The following is a 15,737-nucleotide window of genomic DNA, read 5'->3' on the forward strand; positions in this document are numbered from 1 at the left end:
TTTTCTTACAATCCGGCTGAGGACGCGAATTCGCCCAATGTCTTGAATACCAAGCGGAACAGAAACTCATCAGATTCGCCCAGATCCTGATCCTGATAGAATGTACGGCGGATGCGGCCATCAAATATGAAGCATTCGTCTTCATAGATAAAACCAACGCCATATTCCAACGGATCACCTTGATCTACATCGTAGCGGCTATAGGCCATCCCTGACCAGAAATCGCTGAATTGGCGGTCGGCACGGAAGTAAAACTCTTCGCGTTCATTGAATTCCTCGCTGCCTGCGTCATCGGTGAAGTGAACATATGTCGTGTTCACACGCAAGGTATCGATTGATCCAACACTTGCGGCGACTTGATTGCGTCGGGCTGAAAGGTTTTCATTGTCCAGACGATAGCGATAGGTCAGATCAAGATATCGACTGGGAGAAACCGTCACGCGACCGACATAGTCTGACAAATGTTCATCCAAACCAGATCCGTCGGCAAAGGTGTCATTTGCGTTTGCCCGGTAGCTCTGCCCAAACATCGCGCTGGTATAACCGCCCTCTGGGCCGTAAATGCCCCACTCAAGTCCATAGCTGGTCCTGAAACCATCTTCTGCACGGTCTATCCCACCGAAACGATCATGTGAGAATAGGTTGATGTCATCAAATTCAAAGGATTGGGAATCTTCGTTTGATATCTCGTCCGGGTTTCCGCCATTTGGTGACCATGCGGCCATGGCTATCGGCGTTATCACCTGATGATATTTACCTTGGTCACTTACGAAGGGCATTTGCCAGTCGATGGCAGCCAAAGGCAGAATGCGTCCTGTATATCCACTATAGTCACTCTTGCCGTCACGCTCGACGTCTGACACCATGTAGTTGTCACTTCGAACGGACAGGCTAAGTTTGGTCACATCCCCCATTGATCCGACATAAGGCAAGGCCCAACCTGCCTTGGCAGAAACGCGATGGGAATCTGCACCATCTTCTCGGGTGAGTGACAGTCCGTCGAGATCAAGAGTTGTGAAGCTACCATATTTCGCAGGCTCGGTTTGCCCGTGGAACTGCATATGAGGCAAAACAATGGGCGTCGTATCCCGGTCATCTTCAGACTTCAGGCCCTGAAAATAGTAACCGTCCATCCTCGTATAACTGGAATCTCTAAAACCTTCAGTAAACAGGTTGGAAGTTAAAACCGAAGGCGACCCAAATCCATATCGGGAGAGATAAGTTTTCTGACTTGCCTGTTCGGCATCAAAGCCCCAGCGCCAAGTAGGATCAATGTCAAAGCGTCCTTCTGCGTCGATATGACCTTGCCAACGATCATCGCTGTCGCGGGTCGTACTGCCATAGAGCTCCATCTCACCACTATCAAAACGTTGGCGGTATTCAGTGGCGAGTACGGGGCCTTCGTCCACTGTATAGGTTGGAGTGAAGGTCATATCTTTGCTGTTATCAATCGCCCAATAGTACGGTTGACTGAAATAGGAGCCGACATAGCTCGTGCTGCCGAAAGAAGGGGCCAGAAGACCAGATTGCCGTTTGACGGTGGGATCAGGATGTTGAAAATATGGCGTATACAGAACTGGAACACCGGCAACTTCAAGTCTAGCGTCTTTATATTCAACCGTTTTGCTGTTGGCATCGTGCAAAACGCGCGCAGCCCGAATTCTCCAAAGTGGTGTGCTGTCTTCTTCGTCAGCGCACACCTTGCATGGGGAATAGACAGCTTTTGCAATCTCTGTGAAATTACCCTGACTACGGCGCGCACCTGAGCCGGCAATTCGGGTATTTTCATCTAAAAGAACGTAGATGTCCTTGACGATCCCGTTCTTGAAATCCCCGCTAATCTCGACATAGCTGGCAAAGGTTACTTCGCCGGACGGTTCTGTGATGCTGACATTGCCTGAGGCGGTCAGGACATCTTGTGAACGATCATAATTGACCGTATCGGCCAGAAGAATACGACCTTCGCGAGAAATTTCGACATTTCCGCGCGCGGTTACGGTTTGCAGCTCGCGGTTATAGTCAACCTCATCAGCACTAAACAGGATGGCCGGTGATTCCTGACTTTGTGGCTCCGTCGCCGCTGTTTGCGCGTGTGCTGGGAACATGCCAGCAATGCTACCAACGAAGAATACACCGCAGCCCAGTATGGTACTGGTTGCCAGTCTTTTGATCATTCCCCCCGCCATGGCCATATGTCTAGCCATCCTCAAGATGTAGCAATGTCGAAATCCCCAATAGCAACGAAATACCGGCAGGTGCCCATGCGGAGAGTATTGGTGGAATCCCACCCGAAACACCCAGCGCTGAAATTACGTCGGTACAAAAATAAAGAATAAACCCTGTTGTAACACCACCACCGATAACAAGGGATGCCCGTCTACGTCGAGAAAATTTAAGACAAAATGCCGCAGCAATCAGAACCATAGCACATAAAAGAAGTGGTCGAGACAATAGGCTGTGGAAGTGAATGCGATGGCGCGTGGCGTTAAATCCTGCGCGTTCGAGCAAACTGATGAACGGCTTTAAATCCCAGAAAGACATTGTTTCAGGCGAGGCAAAGCTGTCTTGAATTTTCCGTGCAGTCAGATTGGTGGGCAGTTTTAGTTCATCAGAGAACTTGCTGGCCTGTCCTGGGGTAAATGTCCAGGCATTGTAAAAATGCCACGTTCCAGGTTGCAGAACGGCACGTCCGGCATCAACGCGGGTTGTGAAATCATCCGAGTTTTCAAACCGGAAAACAGTTACATTGCGCAGATCAATTTGATCGCCTTGTTGGCTGCGAACTTCCCGAGCATAGATCACAGCTTGCCCATCTTGCGTGCCTTGGCGTAGCCAAAGGCCGCTTGAAGACAGATTCATCACACTGACATTGTTCTGAAGGTAACGTGCTTCGAGCGTTTCATAACGCTGCAAAAGGATAGATGAGAGCGGATTAAGAGCCGCAACCTGAATGGTGCCAAGGATCAAAGCACACAGAATTGGCGGCAACATAAACTGCCATGCTGAAACACCAGCAGCCCGCGTGACAACCAGTTCCTGATTTCCGGTAAGTTTCCAGAACGAAAACATCGACCCGAACAAAACGGCAAAGGGCAAAACCTTTTCCGTCATAAACGGAATCCGGCTGGTGGCCATTTGTACAACGATACTGACGGTCGCATCTGGCTTGCCACCGGCACGGCGCAACAGTTCAATGGTGTCGCCAATCACGATCAAACCAATCAGAAGAGCCAGAATAGAGAGAATGGAAATCAGAACATGCTTGCCAAAATACCATGTCAGGATCGGAGAAATTCTCATGCCTCTGCCTCATCCATTGCGGCACGTTTGGCGCGTATCTGAGGCCCGCGGAACGTCCAATATAGTCCTAATATGATCGGGAGGAACGCGTTGGCATACATCAAAGGTACAAGTGCCGGGTTCTTACCAGCCAGATTTTTCATCGCAATGCCCAATGCCTGGCATAGTACCATCACGCCAATCGCAATCAGAAGACGACCGGTTTGTCCTCTGCGCGAAAAACTGCTTGAAACCAGAACGGCAAGAGCAATACAGGCGAAGGCAATTGCGTTTAGCGGTGAAATAAGCCGGTCATGACCCTCGGCCCGGAACGCCCCAATATCGTTTTGCGAAATGTCAGGGACGACCCCTGTTAAAAGATTAAACACACTACGTTCACGTGCTTCACGGTAGCGGATGGTTGGGTCTTCTGCGCTATGGGCGATATCAACAGCATAGCGGTCGAAATACAGGATCGACATTGTACCGTCATCCGGGTTCACTTCCTGCCGGTTACCGTCAAGCAAGACAATCCTTGGGCCTTCATCGGTGCGCAACAATGCACCATGTTTCGCCATCATGGTCGTTTGCGCAGCAGGGTCGCGGGAATCATGTACCAGAATGCCCAACAATTCATTGTCCCGACCGACTTCGCGCACATAAACCGTCAAACCATCAAGATCGGTAAAGCTTCCTTCCTGCAAAAGAACGGAAGAGAAGTCGTTCCGAATGGAAAACTGTAATTCTTTGAATTGCTGGTAGCTATAGGGCAGGTAAAACAGGGTCAGGAAATAACAAACAGCGGTCGATATCAGCGCAACCATCAAAGCGGGCTTGGCCAAAGCCCACTGGCTCAACCCGGCTGATCGCATAATGATCAATTCACGATCCTGAATCAGCTTATTGTAGGTAAAGACAACCACAAAAAACAACGAGATCGGGATAATGATCGTCAGGAAGCTTGGAAGCAGCAAGGATGTCAGCTGTAAAAAAACCGAAATCGACAGGCCCCGATTCACAATCATTTCGACAAATCGTAGGCTTTGCGATAGCCAAATGACGCAGAGAAGCCCCAGCGTCACAAACACCATCATAATCAACTGCTGTTTAAGCATATATCGGGTTAAGCGATTCATCGGGCGGATTATAGAGAAGCAATCAAAAACCGAAACAGGAAATTATCGCCAAACAAGGTCAATTCGTACGGAATTTCCGAATGTTGGCGCGCGAAGAGGTAAAGTTGATCGCACTCTGAACAGGTGCGGTAGAAGTGATCATGCCATCGTCATCTTTTGATAACGATGGCATGGGGCAATCTCAAAAAAGAGTTTGTCAAAATAGTGGCCGGGTTTCGTGTAGTTCAGCCGCGTCGCTGTTTTCAATTTGGGTCGCCATGAAGGTCGCTTCTGGCAAGAGCTGCGCAAAGAAGAACTGACAAGTTTTGATCTTGGATGTTTGAAAGTCACTTTGCTTAGTCGAACGTGCGGCCGCCATCATGGAGCGCAACATCAGCCAACCGGAAATGCACAACGCTGCCTGACGCAAATAGGGTGATGCAAGAACCTGTGTCATGTCACCATTCATACCGCAGCGTTCAAGAACGGTTGTGGTGCTGGCATCAAGTAAGTCGACAGCTTTCTGTAGTCTTTCCGATGCCGTCTGAACGGCCTTTGATGAGGGAGAGTTCTGTGCGTCTTCGATTGTTTGTTTTACATTTGCCAAAAGGCTGTTGAGACCATCTGCCTGATCGCGAAGGACCTTGCGGCCGATGAAGTCAATTGCTTGAATGCCATTTGTTCCCTCGTAAATCGGGGCAATGCGGGCATCGCGCAAATGCTGGGCTGCACCGGTTTCTTCAATGAAACCCATGCCGCCGTGGACTTGAACGCCAAGAGATGCATTGTCAACGCCAAGATCGGTTGACCAGCCCTTGACCAGCGGGATCAAAAGATCAGCACGGGTTTGCGCTGCTGCCCGATCTGCCTCATCGGCCAAATGGTGGGCAAGGTCAAGCTGGGTCGCAGCATAAAGGGAGAGTGCCCGTGCGGCTTCGGTTGAAGCCCTTATGCGCGTTAACATGCGTTGAACGTCACCATGGACGATAATCTGCGCGTCGCCATCAACATTGGCAGCCCGGCCCTGTTTACGGGTATGCGCATACTCAAGCGCCTGTTGATAGGCGCGTTCGGAAATGGCGACACCCTGTTGACCAACCGAAAGGCGGGCATTGTTCATCATCGTGAACATATAAGCCAAACCCTTGCCTTCTTCGCCAATCAAATAGCCTGTTGCACCGCCCTGATCGCCAAATGAAAGAACCGCCGTCGGACTGGCGTGAATGCCAAGTTTGTGTTCAAGCGATACACAGGTGACGTCATTGCGTTCACCGATTGATCCAGCTTCATCGACCAGATATTTCGGGACGATGAAAAGTGAAATACCTTTGACGCCAGCAGGTGCATCAGGCGTTCTGGCCAAGACAAGATGAACGATATTTTCCGTCATCTCGTGATCACCATAGGTGATGAATATTTTCTGACCTGAAACGCGATATGTCCCGTCACCTTGCGGGGTTGCCATACTGCGCACCTTTGAAAGATCCGACCCCGCCTGTGGTTCAGTCAGGTTCATTGTGCCGGTCCATTCGCCGCTGATCATCCGCGAAAGATACAATTTGCGTTGCGCATCCGACCCATGCGCAACGAGGGCCTCAATCGCACCAGCCGTCAACATAGGGCAGAGCGCAAAGGCCATGTTTGATGAATGCCACATTTCAGCAACGGCAGCGCCAAGAAGAACGGGAAGTCCCATGCCTCCTTCGGCTTCAGGGGCCGTGATACCTTGCCAGCCACCGTCGCAGAACTGCTGATAGGCTTCTTTCCAGCCGGTCGGTGTGCGCACAGTGCCGTCATCAAGAAGTTTTGCACCTTCCTGATCGCCGATGCGGTTCAGGGGCGCAAGAACGGAAGAGGCAAGCTTTCCGGCTTCTTCAAGGATAGCATCCACCAGATCAGGCGTTGTTTCCGAATAGGTCGGCAGGTGGGCAACCGTATCCAGCCCGATCACGTCATGGATCAGGAACCTGAAATCGGCAATGGGTGGTGTAAAATCGCTCATTAAAAAAGACGTCTCCCTGAAATGTGAGCCGCCCGCTCGGAACAGTCGGCTTTTTGCCAACCTTGTTTGTTAGATCACAGCATAACGGTCGATTGGATCAAGATCGAGTCTGTTTCGCTGATCTTGGTCGAAAGACTTAATTGTCGTTGTTTGTGGGCGCGTTCAGTGAAAGAGGACTGGCAAAGTCGGGGAAAGCTTCCGATATGTGAGTTCACGTCCAATTGATCGGTTATCAGTCGAAAACACACCCTTAAATCAGGCGAGGGGTCGCCAATCGCAAAAAGGCAGGCTAGACTTGGCTGATAATGCCGCCGGGTTGTAATCCGGTATTCAAGTTGAATGACAGGAGTGGGCTATTGCTGCGTAAAGGATTATTGCCGGTTTTGTTTGCTGTGCTGATTTCGTTCGCCGGGACAAAGCTGGTCGCCTGCGCCGGGCCTGCTTGGCCGAGCGACGAGGAACGCAGATTTCTTGACGCCTATCGCGACAGCGTAGCTGCCGGGGCGACAGATGATCAATTTGCCCATGCCGATAAACTATATGTCGAGGCCCTTCAGGTTCTTTCTGAAACCTATGTCGAGAAAATCGACCGGGCTGCGTTTGTTGAAAATAGCATCGCCTCGCTCAATGGCCTTGAAATTGAAGACATGTCACCGATCAATATCGTTGGCGCCGCCCTTGATGACAGTTTGCACACGCTTGATCCCCATAGTGCTTATATGACCGATGATATGTTCCGCCGCCTGCAGGAAAGCACGGAAGGCAGCTTTGCCGGGGTCGGGATTGTCATATCGCTTGATGATGAAAAACATATCCGCATTGTTTCCCCGATTGACGATACTCCGGCGGCCCGTGCAGGTTTAAGGCCTGATGACCGGATTACGCATATTGATGGTCACCAGATGAAGGGCGAACCGATTTCCGAGGCAGTGCGTCTGATGCGTGGTCGTGTGGGGGATCCGGTAACCTTGACCATTTTCCGGGTGGATAACAGCTTTGATGTCACAGTTAAACGTGCGCGGATCGAAGTGCCATCGGTAACCGCCGGGATCATTGATCAGGATATCGGATATATCCGTGTGTCGCGCTTTGATGCGACAACACTTGATCAAACACAAGAATATCTATCGGAACTGGAAGGCCGGATCGTAACGCCGCGCGGGATCATTGTTGACCTGCGCCGCAATCCGGGCGGGTTGCTTGATAGTGCAGCAGATATTGCCGATCAGTTCCTGACAAACGGATTGATTGTTGCGACCGAAGGACGTGGCGAGCGTAAAATGCGCAGCTATGAAGCCGATCGGTCTGATTATTTTGATCAGGTACCGATGGCCATCTTGCTGGATCGTGGGTCGGCATCTGGCGCCGAGCTGATGGCGGCTGCCTTGCGGGAAAACGGTCGCGGTGTGATCATTGGCGAACGGTCATTTGGCAAAGGGTCGATGCAGCGCATCATGCCACTAACGTCGGGTGGTGGACTTAAAATCACCACCGGATATTACACCACACCTGAAAACCATATCGTTCAGGGCCACGGCGTGATACCGGATATTGAAGTCAATCGCGCAGATGCCGAAGAGTTCGAACGCGAAATCGATCTGGAACACGCTTTGCCATCCCGTCGTCGCGACCCGCGCCAGTCATTGGCAAGTTTGGATGCAACGACGTGCGAACAGGATATCGAGATCGAGCGTCTTGGAAAATCCAACCGCGATAACCTTGAAGAAAAACCCGAAGACGGCGAAGAGGTCTATCGCGATTCCGTTTTGGAATGTGCTGTTGGTTATTTCGATAATGGCCCCTTGGCGACTTATCGCAATCAGGTTGAGCCGCTTTTACGCGCGGGCCTCTAAGAACTCACAAGATAAGAAACTAAAAAAGCGCGGCCCATGCAGGCCGCGCTTTTTGGTTCAATCAGGTCTTTGGTCGTATCCTAGCCGCGCGCGAGCAAATCAATCAGGCTGGACGTATCCCAGCGATTGCCGCCACGATCCTGTACCTGAGCATAGAATTGATCAACCAGGGCTGTGACAGGAAGACGTGCGCCATTGCTTTTGGATTCTTCAAGACAGATGCCAAGATCCTTGCGCATCCAGTCAACTGCAAAACCAAAGTCGAACTTGTTTTCGACCATGGTGGAACCGCGGTTTTCCATCTGCCAGCTGCCAGCAGCTCCTTTGGAAATCACATCAAGAACCTTTGACATATCAAGTCCGGCTTTCACGCCAAAATTGACACCTTCGGAAAGGCCCTGAACCAGCCCCGCGATGCAGATCTGATTGACCATTTTGGTCAATTGACCGGATCCGCTTTCGCCCATCAATTTGCACGAACGGGCAAAGGCATCAATGACGGGTTCTGCGCGATCAAAGGCGGCTTGATCACCGCCACACATCACCGTCAAAACACCATTTTCAGCCCCGGCTTGGCCGCCAGACACGGGTGCGTCGATGAAGGAAATTCCTTGTTCTTTTGCTGCGGCGTAAAGTTCGCGCGCAACGTCAGCAGACGCGGTGGTGTTGTCAATTAAAACAGCACCTTTATCCATGCCCGCAAACATGCCTCCATCGCCCAGCATCACGTTGCGCAGATCATCATCATTGCCGACGCAGGAAAATACGAATTCTGCACCCTTGGCTGCTTCGGCCGGGGTTGGTGCGGACGCGCCACCAAATTCGGCAACCCATTTTTCTGCCTTGGCAGTGGTACGGTTATAGACGGTAACGTCGTGACCTGCCTTTTGCAGGTGACCGGCCATTGGATATCCCATGACACCCAGACCGATAAATGCACATTTTGCCATTGTTTGCCTCCCAAATACTGTTGGATGCCAGTAAAGGTGGCAGGAGAGATATTGTCAATGTGTGCCGCTGTTACCAGGACAATGTTTTCACGATCTGGAAAACCTGCGGGTTATGGATAGCGTTTATCCATCATCAAGTTCTTCCGCGACACTGTGAATGACCCTTCGATCAAAGACCAGAATTTCAGGCCGTTTGCCGGGGTAGTCGAACTGCGACAGGTAGTAGCGCATGGCATTAATGCGCGCCCGTTTCTTGTCGTCGGATTTAACGATGACCCATGGGCTGTCGGTTGTTGATGTGTGAAAGAACATGTCGCGCTTGGCTTCTGTATAGGAGTCCCAAAGGTTCTGGGATGCCAAATCAACCGGACTAAGTTTCCACTGTTTCAATGGATCAGACTGCCGTTGCTTGAACCGGCGGCCCTGTTCTGACTTGCTGACGGAGAAATAGAACTTGGTCATGCGAATGTCTGACCGGATCAACATCCGTTCAAGTTCCGGCACGGATTGCAGAAACTCGCTGACGTCAAACATGCTGCAAAAACCCATAACGCGTTCAACCATGGCGCGGTTGTACCAAGACCGGTCAAACAGGGCGATTTCACCGCCACTTGGCAGATGTTCTATGTAGCGTTGGAAATACCATTGGGTAAGTTCACGGTCGTTTGGTTTGGCAAGTGCGACAATGCGGGCCCCACGTGGATTAAGATGTTCGGTAAACCGTTTGATCGTGCCGCCTTTGCCTGCGGCATCGCGTCCTTCAAAGATAACCATGGATTTCAGGTTTTCGGCCTTGATCCAGTTTTGCAGCTTTAAAAGTTCGATATGCAGTGGGGCAATCAGTTCAAGATACTGTTGGCCGGGCATCTTTTTTGCCCGCGCATTGGGCTTAAGGTCTATGTCGGGTGGTAAATCATTCTTGCTGACGTGAATGTTGACTTTATTTTGGCTGGCGGGGCGGTTTTGCCCTGCTGGATGATCGTCAATCCGGTCCATCGTCAGATTTTCGCAATCCAGCAACAAATGGTCTTTGGTTTCGCGATCAAGTGCGGCCATCGACGCAGCCTTGTTTGCGGCGGACCGACTTTTCTCTGTGCGACGTGTGGCATCAGAAAGTGTCTTGGCACTTTCGTCGGTGACTTTGGCTTTGGTCGATTTTCGAGCCTTTTTTCCAGACGCCATGGCTGCATTTCCAAGTGATATCGATAAAGAATATCGATAATCTTGCGGTATTGCTGTGGCGACTGCAATCGATCAATTCTGTATCGGTCAGCCGGGATAGGGGCGCCTGTAAAAACACCCGATCAACGACATCGCGTCATCAACCGGGTGAAAAGTTTAGGTTGTGCGGTGGCACGAAGGGCAGGCCCGTAACTTTGGGGGATAAGCGTGGGGCTGCTTAAAACAACGGGCCTGTTCGGTGACGGTCGGGGTTAGATCGATTTGAATGACCGTCGGTATTCTTCTTCTGCATCTGCGCGGGTAATGCCGATATCGCGAAGTTGCTGATCATTGAGCGCAAGCAACATCCGGCGTTGACGACGGATTTCGGTAAATCGGGCAAAACGTTCTACCTGCAGTGTTAGGTAGCTCGTCAGCCACGCGGCTGCGGAATGCAGCGATGCCGTGACATTTGAAAGCGAATTGGCAGACGTGTCGCATGAGTCCTGATGTGCAGGAGCAGGGCAAGCTTGATAAGCCATGATCGTCTCCATAAGTTAATATTGCTAATGCAATGTTTGCTGTTGGAGCCATTGTGTGGCTATATTTTGATGAAGACAAACGAGTATTTCTGATTGAATGGATTAGAAATACTAATTCGTTATTATTGGGAGATTTCAATGCGTCTGCCGCCACTGCAATCGCTGCGCGCGTTTGATGCCGCCGCCCGGCATCTGAGTTTCACCCGTGCCGCCGAAGAGCTGTTTGTAACGCAGGGTGCGATCAGTCAGCAGGTACGCCAGCTTGAAGACTATTTGGGGTTCAAGCTGTTTCATCGCTTGCCACGTCAAATACATCTGACCGAAGAAGGCGTTCAGTTGGCCCATGCGACAAGTGCAGGTTTCTCGCGCATTTCAGATGAGATCGAACGTCTGATGCTGGTCGAGGAAACCGGGGTTGTCACGGTAAGTGTATTGCAAAGTTTTGCCGTTAAATGGCTGGTTCCGCGTCTGGGCCATTTCCGCGAAGCCTATCCCGATATTGATGTCCGTATTCATGCCGATGACCGGATGGTTGATCTGCGGACCGAGGGAATTGATCTAGCCGTGCGGTTCGGCAACGGGAAATACCCGAACCTTAATTGTGAAATGCTGATGCGCGATGAGTCGTTCCCGGTCTGCAGTCCTGCATATCTTGCCGCACATCCGACCCTTTGCGAACCGAGTGACATTGCCGGTCATCAATTGCTGCATGATGCCACTGCGATCATTGATCATCCGCACGCCGCCGATTGGGAATTTTGGCTTGATGGGGTTGGTGCGTCAGGTGTCGATGTCAGTCGGGGGTTGCGGTTTAATTCCGGCGACATGGTCATCCAAGCTGCTTTGATGGGGCAGGGGATTGGTATGGCTCGAACCAGTTTGGCGGCCCTTGATCTTAAGGTCGGAAATCTTGTTCGACCTTTCCCGCAGACAGTGGCATCAAACGGGGCCTATTATCTGGTTTATCCCGAAGAACATCTTAGACGTCCACGTGTTCAAGCCTTTGTGAACTGGCTTAAAAACGAAGTTGCCGCGACGCTTCGGGAAATTGATGATGACGGGACGATGGCGCCGAACTGAGTGTGGCTTTGCCACAGGTGATAAGTGGTAGCCGAAGCATTCAAATCAGGCCAAGGTCGCGCAATTCATCGGCCATATCGTCGGGCAGGGTTTCTGTGCCGCCGCCTTGTTGGTCATCCGGGGCGCATTTGTCTTCTGTAAGGTATCGCCAGCCCTGAAAGGCCCGGTGCGGATAGGGGCGGGTTTCAATTAGTTCGGGATCAAGCACGATACGGCAATATTTTGTGCCTTCCTCGTTCACAAAATCTTCCAGATCAAGGATGCGCTGTCGGCAGCGAATAGCCCCTTTGAACACCCAATAGATTGATCCGCCATCAAGGATCTCGGCTTTGCGTTTTGGCGTCATGCGGGTTGTGTGAAACACCCGGCCATAGGTGGCCTGAAAATAGGTCTGCCATTCACGCAAACCTTCCGGTGTTTCCGTTCCGACGCTCAGCTTGATGATGTGAAGGGGCATTTTGTGACGGCTTTTCATCGCAGAGAAATATTCTGTGTCCTGACCTAGAACCAGTACGATCAGGGGTCAAGGGTGGATTATAAATACACATAAATAAATGTAGTTAAGTCTATTTCACAAAAAAACTTGACCAATAGGGGTTGATCAGCCAAATTCTGCTGCAGAAAAGGTCCGCCCGCAGGACCAAACCCGAGAGATTTACAGGCTGAGAGAACCGAATGTCCCTGCAAGTTGTCACGGCAAACCGTCTGGGTGACGGGTTGGTGGTGTTTCTGACTGCTGATGGTGGTTGGAGCGAAAGCATCAATGATGCCTGCACGGCCGATGGCAAAGAAGCTGCGAATGCGCTTCTTGCTGACGCAAGTGCCCCCGAACTCGACGTGATTATCGTTGGGCCGTATCTGATTGATGTCGAACAACAGGACAGTGGACTGGTTCCGACAAAATACCGTGAAGTTCTGCGCACCAAAGGTCCGAGTGTTCGTGAAGACCTTGGTTATCAGGCGGTATAAGGAGAGACCCGATGTATCGTTATGATGATTTTGACCGCCAGCTTGTCCAGGAACGCACCGAGCAGTTCCGCGAACAGGTAAGGCGCCGTTTGGCCGGTGACATCACCGAAGAACAGTTCCGCCCCTTGCGCCTGATGAACGGTGTGTATCTACAGCTTCATGCCTATATGCTACGCGTTGCTGTTCCTTATGGGACGCTTCGTTCTGATCAGCTGCGTGAACTTGGCGCCATTGCGCGGAAATATGACAAGGGCTACGGCCATTTCACCACGCGCCAGAATATCCAGTATAACTGGCCGAAGCTTGATGAGATTCCTGATGCGTTGCTTGATCTTGCCAATGTCGAGATGCATGCCATCCAGACGTCAGGCAACTGCATCCGCAATACCACGACCGATCAGTATGCCGGTGCCGCGGCCGATGAAATCGAAGATCCGCGCCCATATTGCGAACTGATCCGCCAGTGGTCGACGTTCCATCCGGAATTCACCTATTTGCCGCGCAAGTTCAAAATCGCAGTGACAGGTTCGCCCAATGACCGTGCGGCTGTTAAGGTCCACGATATCGGCCTTCGCATGCATTACAATGATGCAGGCGAAACCGGCTTTGAAGTCATTGTTGGTGGTGGGCTTGGCCGCACGCCATTCGTTGGCAAAACTGTTCGGGACTTTATCGGCAAGAACGATTTGTTCTCCTATCTCGAAGCCATCTTGCGGGTTTATAACCGCTTTGGCCGTCGCGACAACAAATACAAAGCCCGTATCAAAATCCTTGTTCACGAACTTGGTGTTGAAGAAGTTCAGCGCCTTGTCGAAGAAGAATGGGCACAGATCAAGGACGGGTCGCTTAAGATCGGTGATGCTGAAATTGCGCAGTATATTGAACAGTTTGCTCCACCGGCTTATGAAGACCTGTCTGACGATGATGCTGATTTTGAACGTCACAAGGCGGAAAATCGCGGATTTTCCAACTGGGTACGCTCGAACGTCATCGAACATAAACAGCCGGGTTATGCCATTGCCAACGTATCGCTGAAACCGATTGGCGGTATTCCGGGGGATGCAACCGATATCCAGATGGAACTGGTTGCGGATCTTTCGGAAAAATACAGCTTTGGCGATGTGCGTGTGACCCACGAACAGAACCTTGTTCTGCCACATGTCAAAAAGGCCGATCTGTTTGCCGTTTGGACCGCCCTTGAGGGGGCCGGTCTTGGCACGGCAAACCTTGGTTATGTCACCGACATTATTGCCTGCCCGGGGCTTGATTACTGTGCATTGGCAACGGCGCGGTCGATCCCGTTGTCGCAGCGCATTTCCGAACGGTTTGGTGATCTGGATCGTCAGCACGATATTGGCGAGCTGAAAATCAAGATTTCCGGCTGCATCAATGCCTGTGGTCATCACCATGTCGGGCATATCGGTATTCTTGGCCTCGATAAACGCGGCAAGGAATTTTACCAGATTACCCTTGGCGGTGATGCCAGTCAGGATGCCTCGATTGGCAAGATTGTCGGGGCCGGTTTCTCCGAAGCCGAAGTGGTTGACGCCATCGAAAGTCTGGTGACCAAATATATTGATATCCGCGATGGCGGCGAACGTTTCATCGATACATACCGTCGTGTCGGCATGGACCCGTTCAAGGAGGTGCTTTATGGCGATCGTTAAGAATGACAGCGTGATCGAACAGGAATGGATCACGGTTGAAGCCGAAGACGACCTGCCGTCAAGCGACGAGAACCTGATCGTGCCGTTGGCTCGGTTCAAGGAACAGCGCGAAGATCTTTTGGGCCGCAATGGTGGATTGGGTGTTTTGCTTAATCCCGGTGATGCCCCTGAAGATTTGGCAGACGATCTTGATCGCCTGTCGATCATTACGGTGAATTTCCCGGCCTATACCGATGGCCGTGGCTATTCTTATGGCCGTGTTCTTCGCGAACGCATGGGCTTTAAGGGCGAGTTGCGGGCAATTGGTGACGTTCTGCGCGATCAGATCCTTTATATGCATCGCTGCGGGTTTGATTCCTATGATCTGCGTGTCGATGGCGAAACGGCTCTTGCCAAAGTACGTGCCGCACTTAAGGAAATGACGGTCTATTACCAGCCGACCGGCGATGATCGGGCAACTGCACTTTCATTGCGCGAACGCCGCCGTGCGGCAATGGATCAGAAAGCTTCCTGATCTTTGCATTCGATTTGAGATTTTATGAAGGGCGCCCGGTTGGGTGCCCTTTCTTTTTGTTGGTCTTCCAGGATTCAAAGTCTGTGGCGTTCTGCTTATTGTCCCGAAGGGGCGCTCAGCGTCATGAGAAGACACGGACCCTTGGCGGTTTCATATTCGCGGCCCGCAACAAAGCCGATGGCCTCGTAGCATCGAATGGCGCGTTCATTTTCCGGATCGGGATCGATCCCGATCATGGGCGCGCCACGTTCGAATAACGCCATGGTCAGGGATTTTAAGAACATCTGCCCATGCCCGCATCCCATCATGCCCGGAACGCCGATAAAAGCATCCAGACAGCGTGTCTGTTCGGGCAGGGGATCAAAATGCGCCTGTGGCCATTGATGCGCGTCGTAATGTTGAACGAACGCAAAGGGCCGATTGCGATAGGACACAATCAGGGTCGCCATTTCGGCCAGTTCGACATCTTCGGTGATAAGTTCGATCTGCTCGACCGGATCGCCCCACCAACGAATGACTTCTGGCAGATAAAGCCATCGGCGGATCATCGGTAGGTCGTTTGGGGTGGCCCGTCGGAAGCTGTATGGCGACGGACCAGTCATGCG

General features: G+C 51.5%; 14 protein-coding genes and 1 pseudogene. 5 read left to right on the top strand and 10 right to left on the bottom strand.

The annotated features are described in order from the left end of the window. Positions 1-5 precede the first annotated feature (5 nt). The 4 genes from RIC05_RS14905 to RIC05_RS14920 form a co-directional block, all read right to left on the bottom strand. Positions 6-2,192 (bottom strand): LPS-assembly protein LptD, encoded by a 2,187-nt coding sequence (locus tag RIC05_RS14905; protein WP_350045486.1) that lies wholly within the window; start codon positions 2,190-2,192, stop codon positions 6-8. 4 nt (positions 2,193-2,196) lie between these two features. Next, a complete protein-coding gene (gene lptG / locus RIC05_RS14910; RefSeq protein ID WP_350045487.1) occupies positions 2,197-3,300 on the bottom strand; it encodes an LPS export ABC transporter permease LptG in 1,104 nt (367 codons plus the stop codon). Further along, a complete protein-coding gene (gene lptF / locus RIC05_RS14915; RefSeq protein ID WP_350045488.1) occupies positions 3,297-4,415 on the bottom strand; it encodes an LPS export ABC transporter permease LptF in 1,119 nt (372 codons plus the stop codon). Before lptF ends, lptG begins: the two co-directional genes overlap by 4 nt. A 196-nt stretch (positions 4,416-4,611) precedes the next feature. Beyond that, positions 4,612-6,396 (bottom strand): acyl-CoA dehydrogenase family protein, encoded by a 1,785-nt coding sequence (locus tag RIC05_RS14920; protein ID WP_350045489.1) that lies wholly within the window; start codon positions 6,394-6,396, stop codon positions 4,612-4,614. 356 nt (positions 6,397-6,752) lie between these two features. Here RIC05_RS14920 and RIC05_RS14925 point away from each other — a divergent pair, with 356 nt between their 5' ends. Next, complete coding sequence (locus RIC05_RS14925; protein ID WP_350045490.1) at positions 6,753-8,249, top strand: S41 family peptidase; 1,497 nt, start codon at positions 6,753-6,755, stop codon at positions 8,247-8,249. A gap of 80 nt (positions 8,250-8,329) precedes the next feature. Here the strand turns inward: RIC05_RS14925 and RIC05_RS14930 are convergent, their stop codons facing one another. The 4 genes and pseudogenes from RIC05_RS14930 to RIC05_RS14945 form a co-directional block, all read right to left on the bottom strand. Beyond that, positions 8,330-8,716 carry an NAD(P)-dependent oxidoreductase gene (locus RIC05_RS14930; RefSeq protein ID WP_350042246.1) on the bottom strand — a complete coding sequence of 129 codons (387 nt, stop codon included), beginning with the start codon at positions 8,714-8,716 and terminating at the stop codon, positions 8,330-8,332. A 6-nt stretch (positions 8,717-8,722) separates the two neighbouring features. Further along, positions 8,723-9,202 (bottom strand): annotated as a pseudogene (locus tag RIC05_RS14935) (NAD(P)-dependent oxidoreductase); the annotation flags it as partial. Between the two features lie 120 nt (positions 9,203-9,322). Further along, positions 9,323-10,381, bottom strand: a complete 1,059-nt coding sequence (ppk2, locus tag RIC05_RS14940) for a polyphosphate kinase 2 (RefSeq protein ID WP_350045491.1) — start codon at positions 10,379-10,381, stop codon at positions 9,323-9,325. A 251-nt stretch (positions 10,382-10,632) separates the two neighbouring features. Further along, positions 10,633-10,902 carry a DUF1127 domain-containing protein gene (locus tag RIC05_RS14945; RefSeq protein WP_350045492.1) on the bottom strand — a complete coding sequence of 90 codons (270 nt, stop codon included), beginning with the start codon at positions 10,900-10,902 and terminating at the stop codon, positions 10,633-10,635. A gap of 138 nt (positions 10,903-11,040) precedes the next feature. Here RIC05_RS14945 and gcvA point away from each other — a divergent pair, with 138 nt between their 5' ends. Next, positions 11,041-11,982, top strand: coding sequence for a transcriptional regulator GcvA (gene gcvA, locus RIC05_RS14950; protein ID WP_350045493.1), 942 nt, complete (start codon positions 11,041-11,043; stop codon positions 11,980-11,982). A gap of 40 nt (positions 11,983-12,022) precedes the next feature. On the opposite strand, the gene RIC05_RS14955 is transcribed toward gcvA, so the two are convergent. Then, complete coding sequence (locus RIC05_RS14955) at positions 12,023-12,457, bottom strand: DUF1489 family protein (protein ID WP_350045494.1); 435 nt, start codon at positions 12,455-12,457, stop codon at positions 12,023-12,025. A 200-nt stretch (positions 12,458-12,657) separates the two neighbouring features. Here RIC05_RS14955 and RIC05_RS14960 point away from each other — a divergent pair, with 200 nt between their 5' ends. From RIC05_RS14960 to RIC05_RS14970, 3 genes are read left to right on the top strand one after another with little or no spacing between them, the layout of a single operon-like run. Next, entirely contained in the window at positions 12,658-12,951 is a 294-nt protein-coding gene (locus RIC05_RS14960) for a DUF2849 domain-containing protein (RefSeq protein ID WP_350045495.1), read from the top strand. Between the two features lie 11 nt (positions 12,952-12,962). Next, positions 12,963-14,618, top strand: a complete 1,656-nt coding sequence (locus tag RIC05_RS14965) for a nitrite/sulfite reductase (protein WP_350045496.1) — start codon at positions 12,963-12,965, stop codon at positions 14,616-14,618. Next, positions 14,605-15,132 (top strand): DUF934 domain-containing protein, encoded by a 528-nt coding sequence (locus RIC05_RS14970; RefSeq protein ID WP_350045497.1) that lies wholly within the window; start codon positions 14,605-14,607, stop codon positions 15,130-15,132. The genes RIC05_RS14965 and RIC05_RS14970 overlap by 14 nt, the downstream gene beginning before the upstream one ends. Positions 15,133-15,227: 95 nt before the next feature. Here RIC05_RS14970 and RIC05_RS14975 read toward each other — a convergent pair whose 3' ends face one another. Then, a complete protein-coding gene (locus tag RIC05_RS14975; protein WP_350045498.1) occupies positions 15,228-15,734 on the bottom strand; it encodes a GNAT family N-acetyltransferase in 507 nt (168 codons plus the stop codon). Positions 15,735-15,737 lie beyond the last annotated feature (3 nt).

Origin of the sequence: Thalassospira sp. (genome assembly GCF_040218635.1) — a bacterium.
Taxonomy (GTDB): Bacteria; Pseudomonadota; Alphaproteobacteria; order Rhodospirillales; family Thalassospiraceae; genus Thalassospira.

Excerpts from the sequence above, each read along its gene's own strand:
- RIC05_RS14905 (WP_350045486.1), bottom strand. The coding sequence starts at position 2,192 with ATGGCCATGGCGGGGGGAATGATCAAAAGACTGGCAACCAGTACCATA.
- lptG (WP_350045487.1), bottom strand. The coding sequence starts at position 3,300 with ATGAGAATTTCTCCGATCCTGACATGGTATTTTGGCAAGCATGTTCTG.
- lptF (WP_350045488.1), bottom strand. The coding sequence starts at position 4,415 with ATGAATCGCTTAACCCGATATATGCTTAAACAGCAGTTGATTATGATG.
- RIC05_RS14920 (WP_350045489.1), bottom strand. The coding sequence starts at position 6,396 with ATGAGCGATTTTACACCACCCATTGCCGATTTCAGGTTCCTGATCCAT.
- RIC05_RS14930 (WP_350042246.1), bottom strand. The coding sequence starts at position 8,716 with ATGGGCGAAAGCGGATCCGGTCAATTGACCAAAATGGTCAATCAGATC.
- ppk2 (WP_350045491.1), bottom strand. The coding sequence starts at position 10,381 with ATGGCGTCTGGAAAAAAGGCTCGAAAATCGACCAAAGCCAAAGTCACC.
- RIC05_RS14945 (WP_350045492.1), bottom strand. The coding sequence starts at position 10,902 with ATGGCTTATCAAGCTTGCCCTGCTCCTGCACATCAGGACTCATGCGAC.
- gcvA (WP_350045493.1), top strand. The coding sequence starts at position 11,041 with ATGCGTCTGCCGCCACTGCAATCGCTGCGCGCGTTTGATGCCGCCGCC.
- RIC05_RS14955 (WP_350045494.1), bottom strand. The coding sequence starts at position 12,457 with ATGAAAAGCCGTCACAAAATGCCCCTTCACATCATCAAGCTGAGCGTC.
- RIC05_RS14960 (WP_350045495.1), top strand. The coding sequence starts at position 12,658 with ATGTCCCTGCAAGTTGTCACGGCAAACCGTCTGGGTGACGGGTTGGTG.
- RIC05_RS14965 (WP_350045496.1), top strand. The coding sequence starts at position 12,963 with ATGTATCGTTATGATGATTTTGACCGCCAGCTTGTCCAGGAACGCACC.
- RIC05_RS14970 (WP_350045497.1), top strand. The coding sequence starts at position 14,605 with ATGGCGATCGTTAAGAATGACAGCGTGATCGAACAGGAATGGATCACG.
- RIC05_RS14975 (WP_350045498.1), bottom strand. The coding sequence starts at position 15,734 with ATGACTGGTCCGTCGCCATACAGCTTCCGACGGGCCACCCCAAACGAC.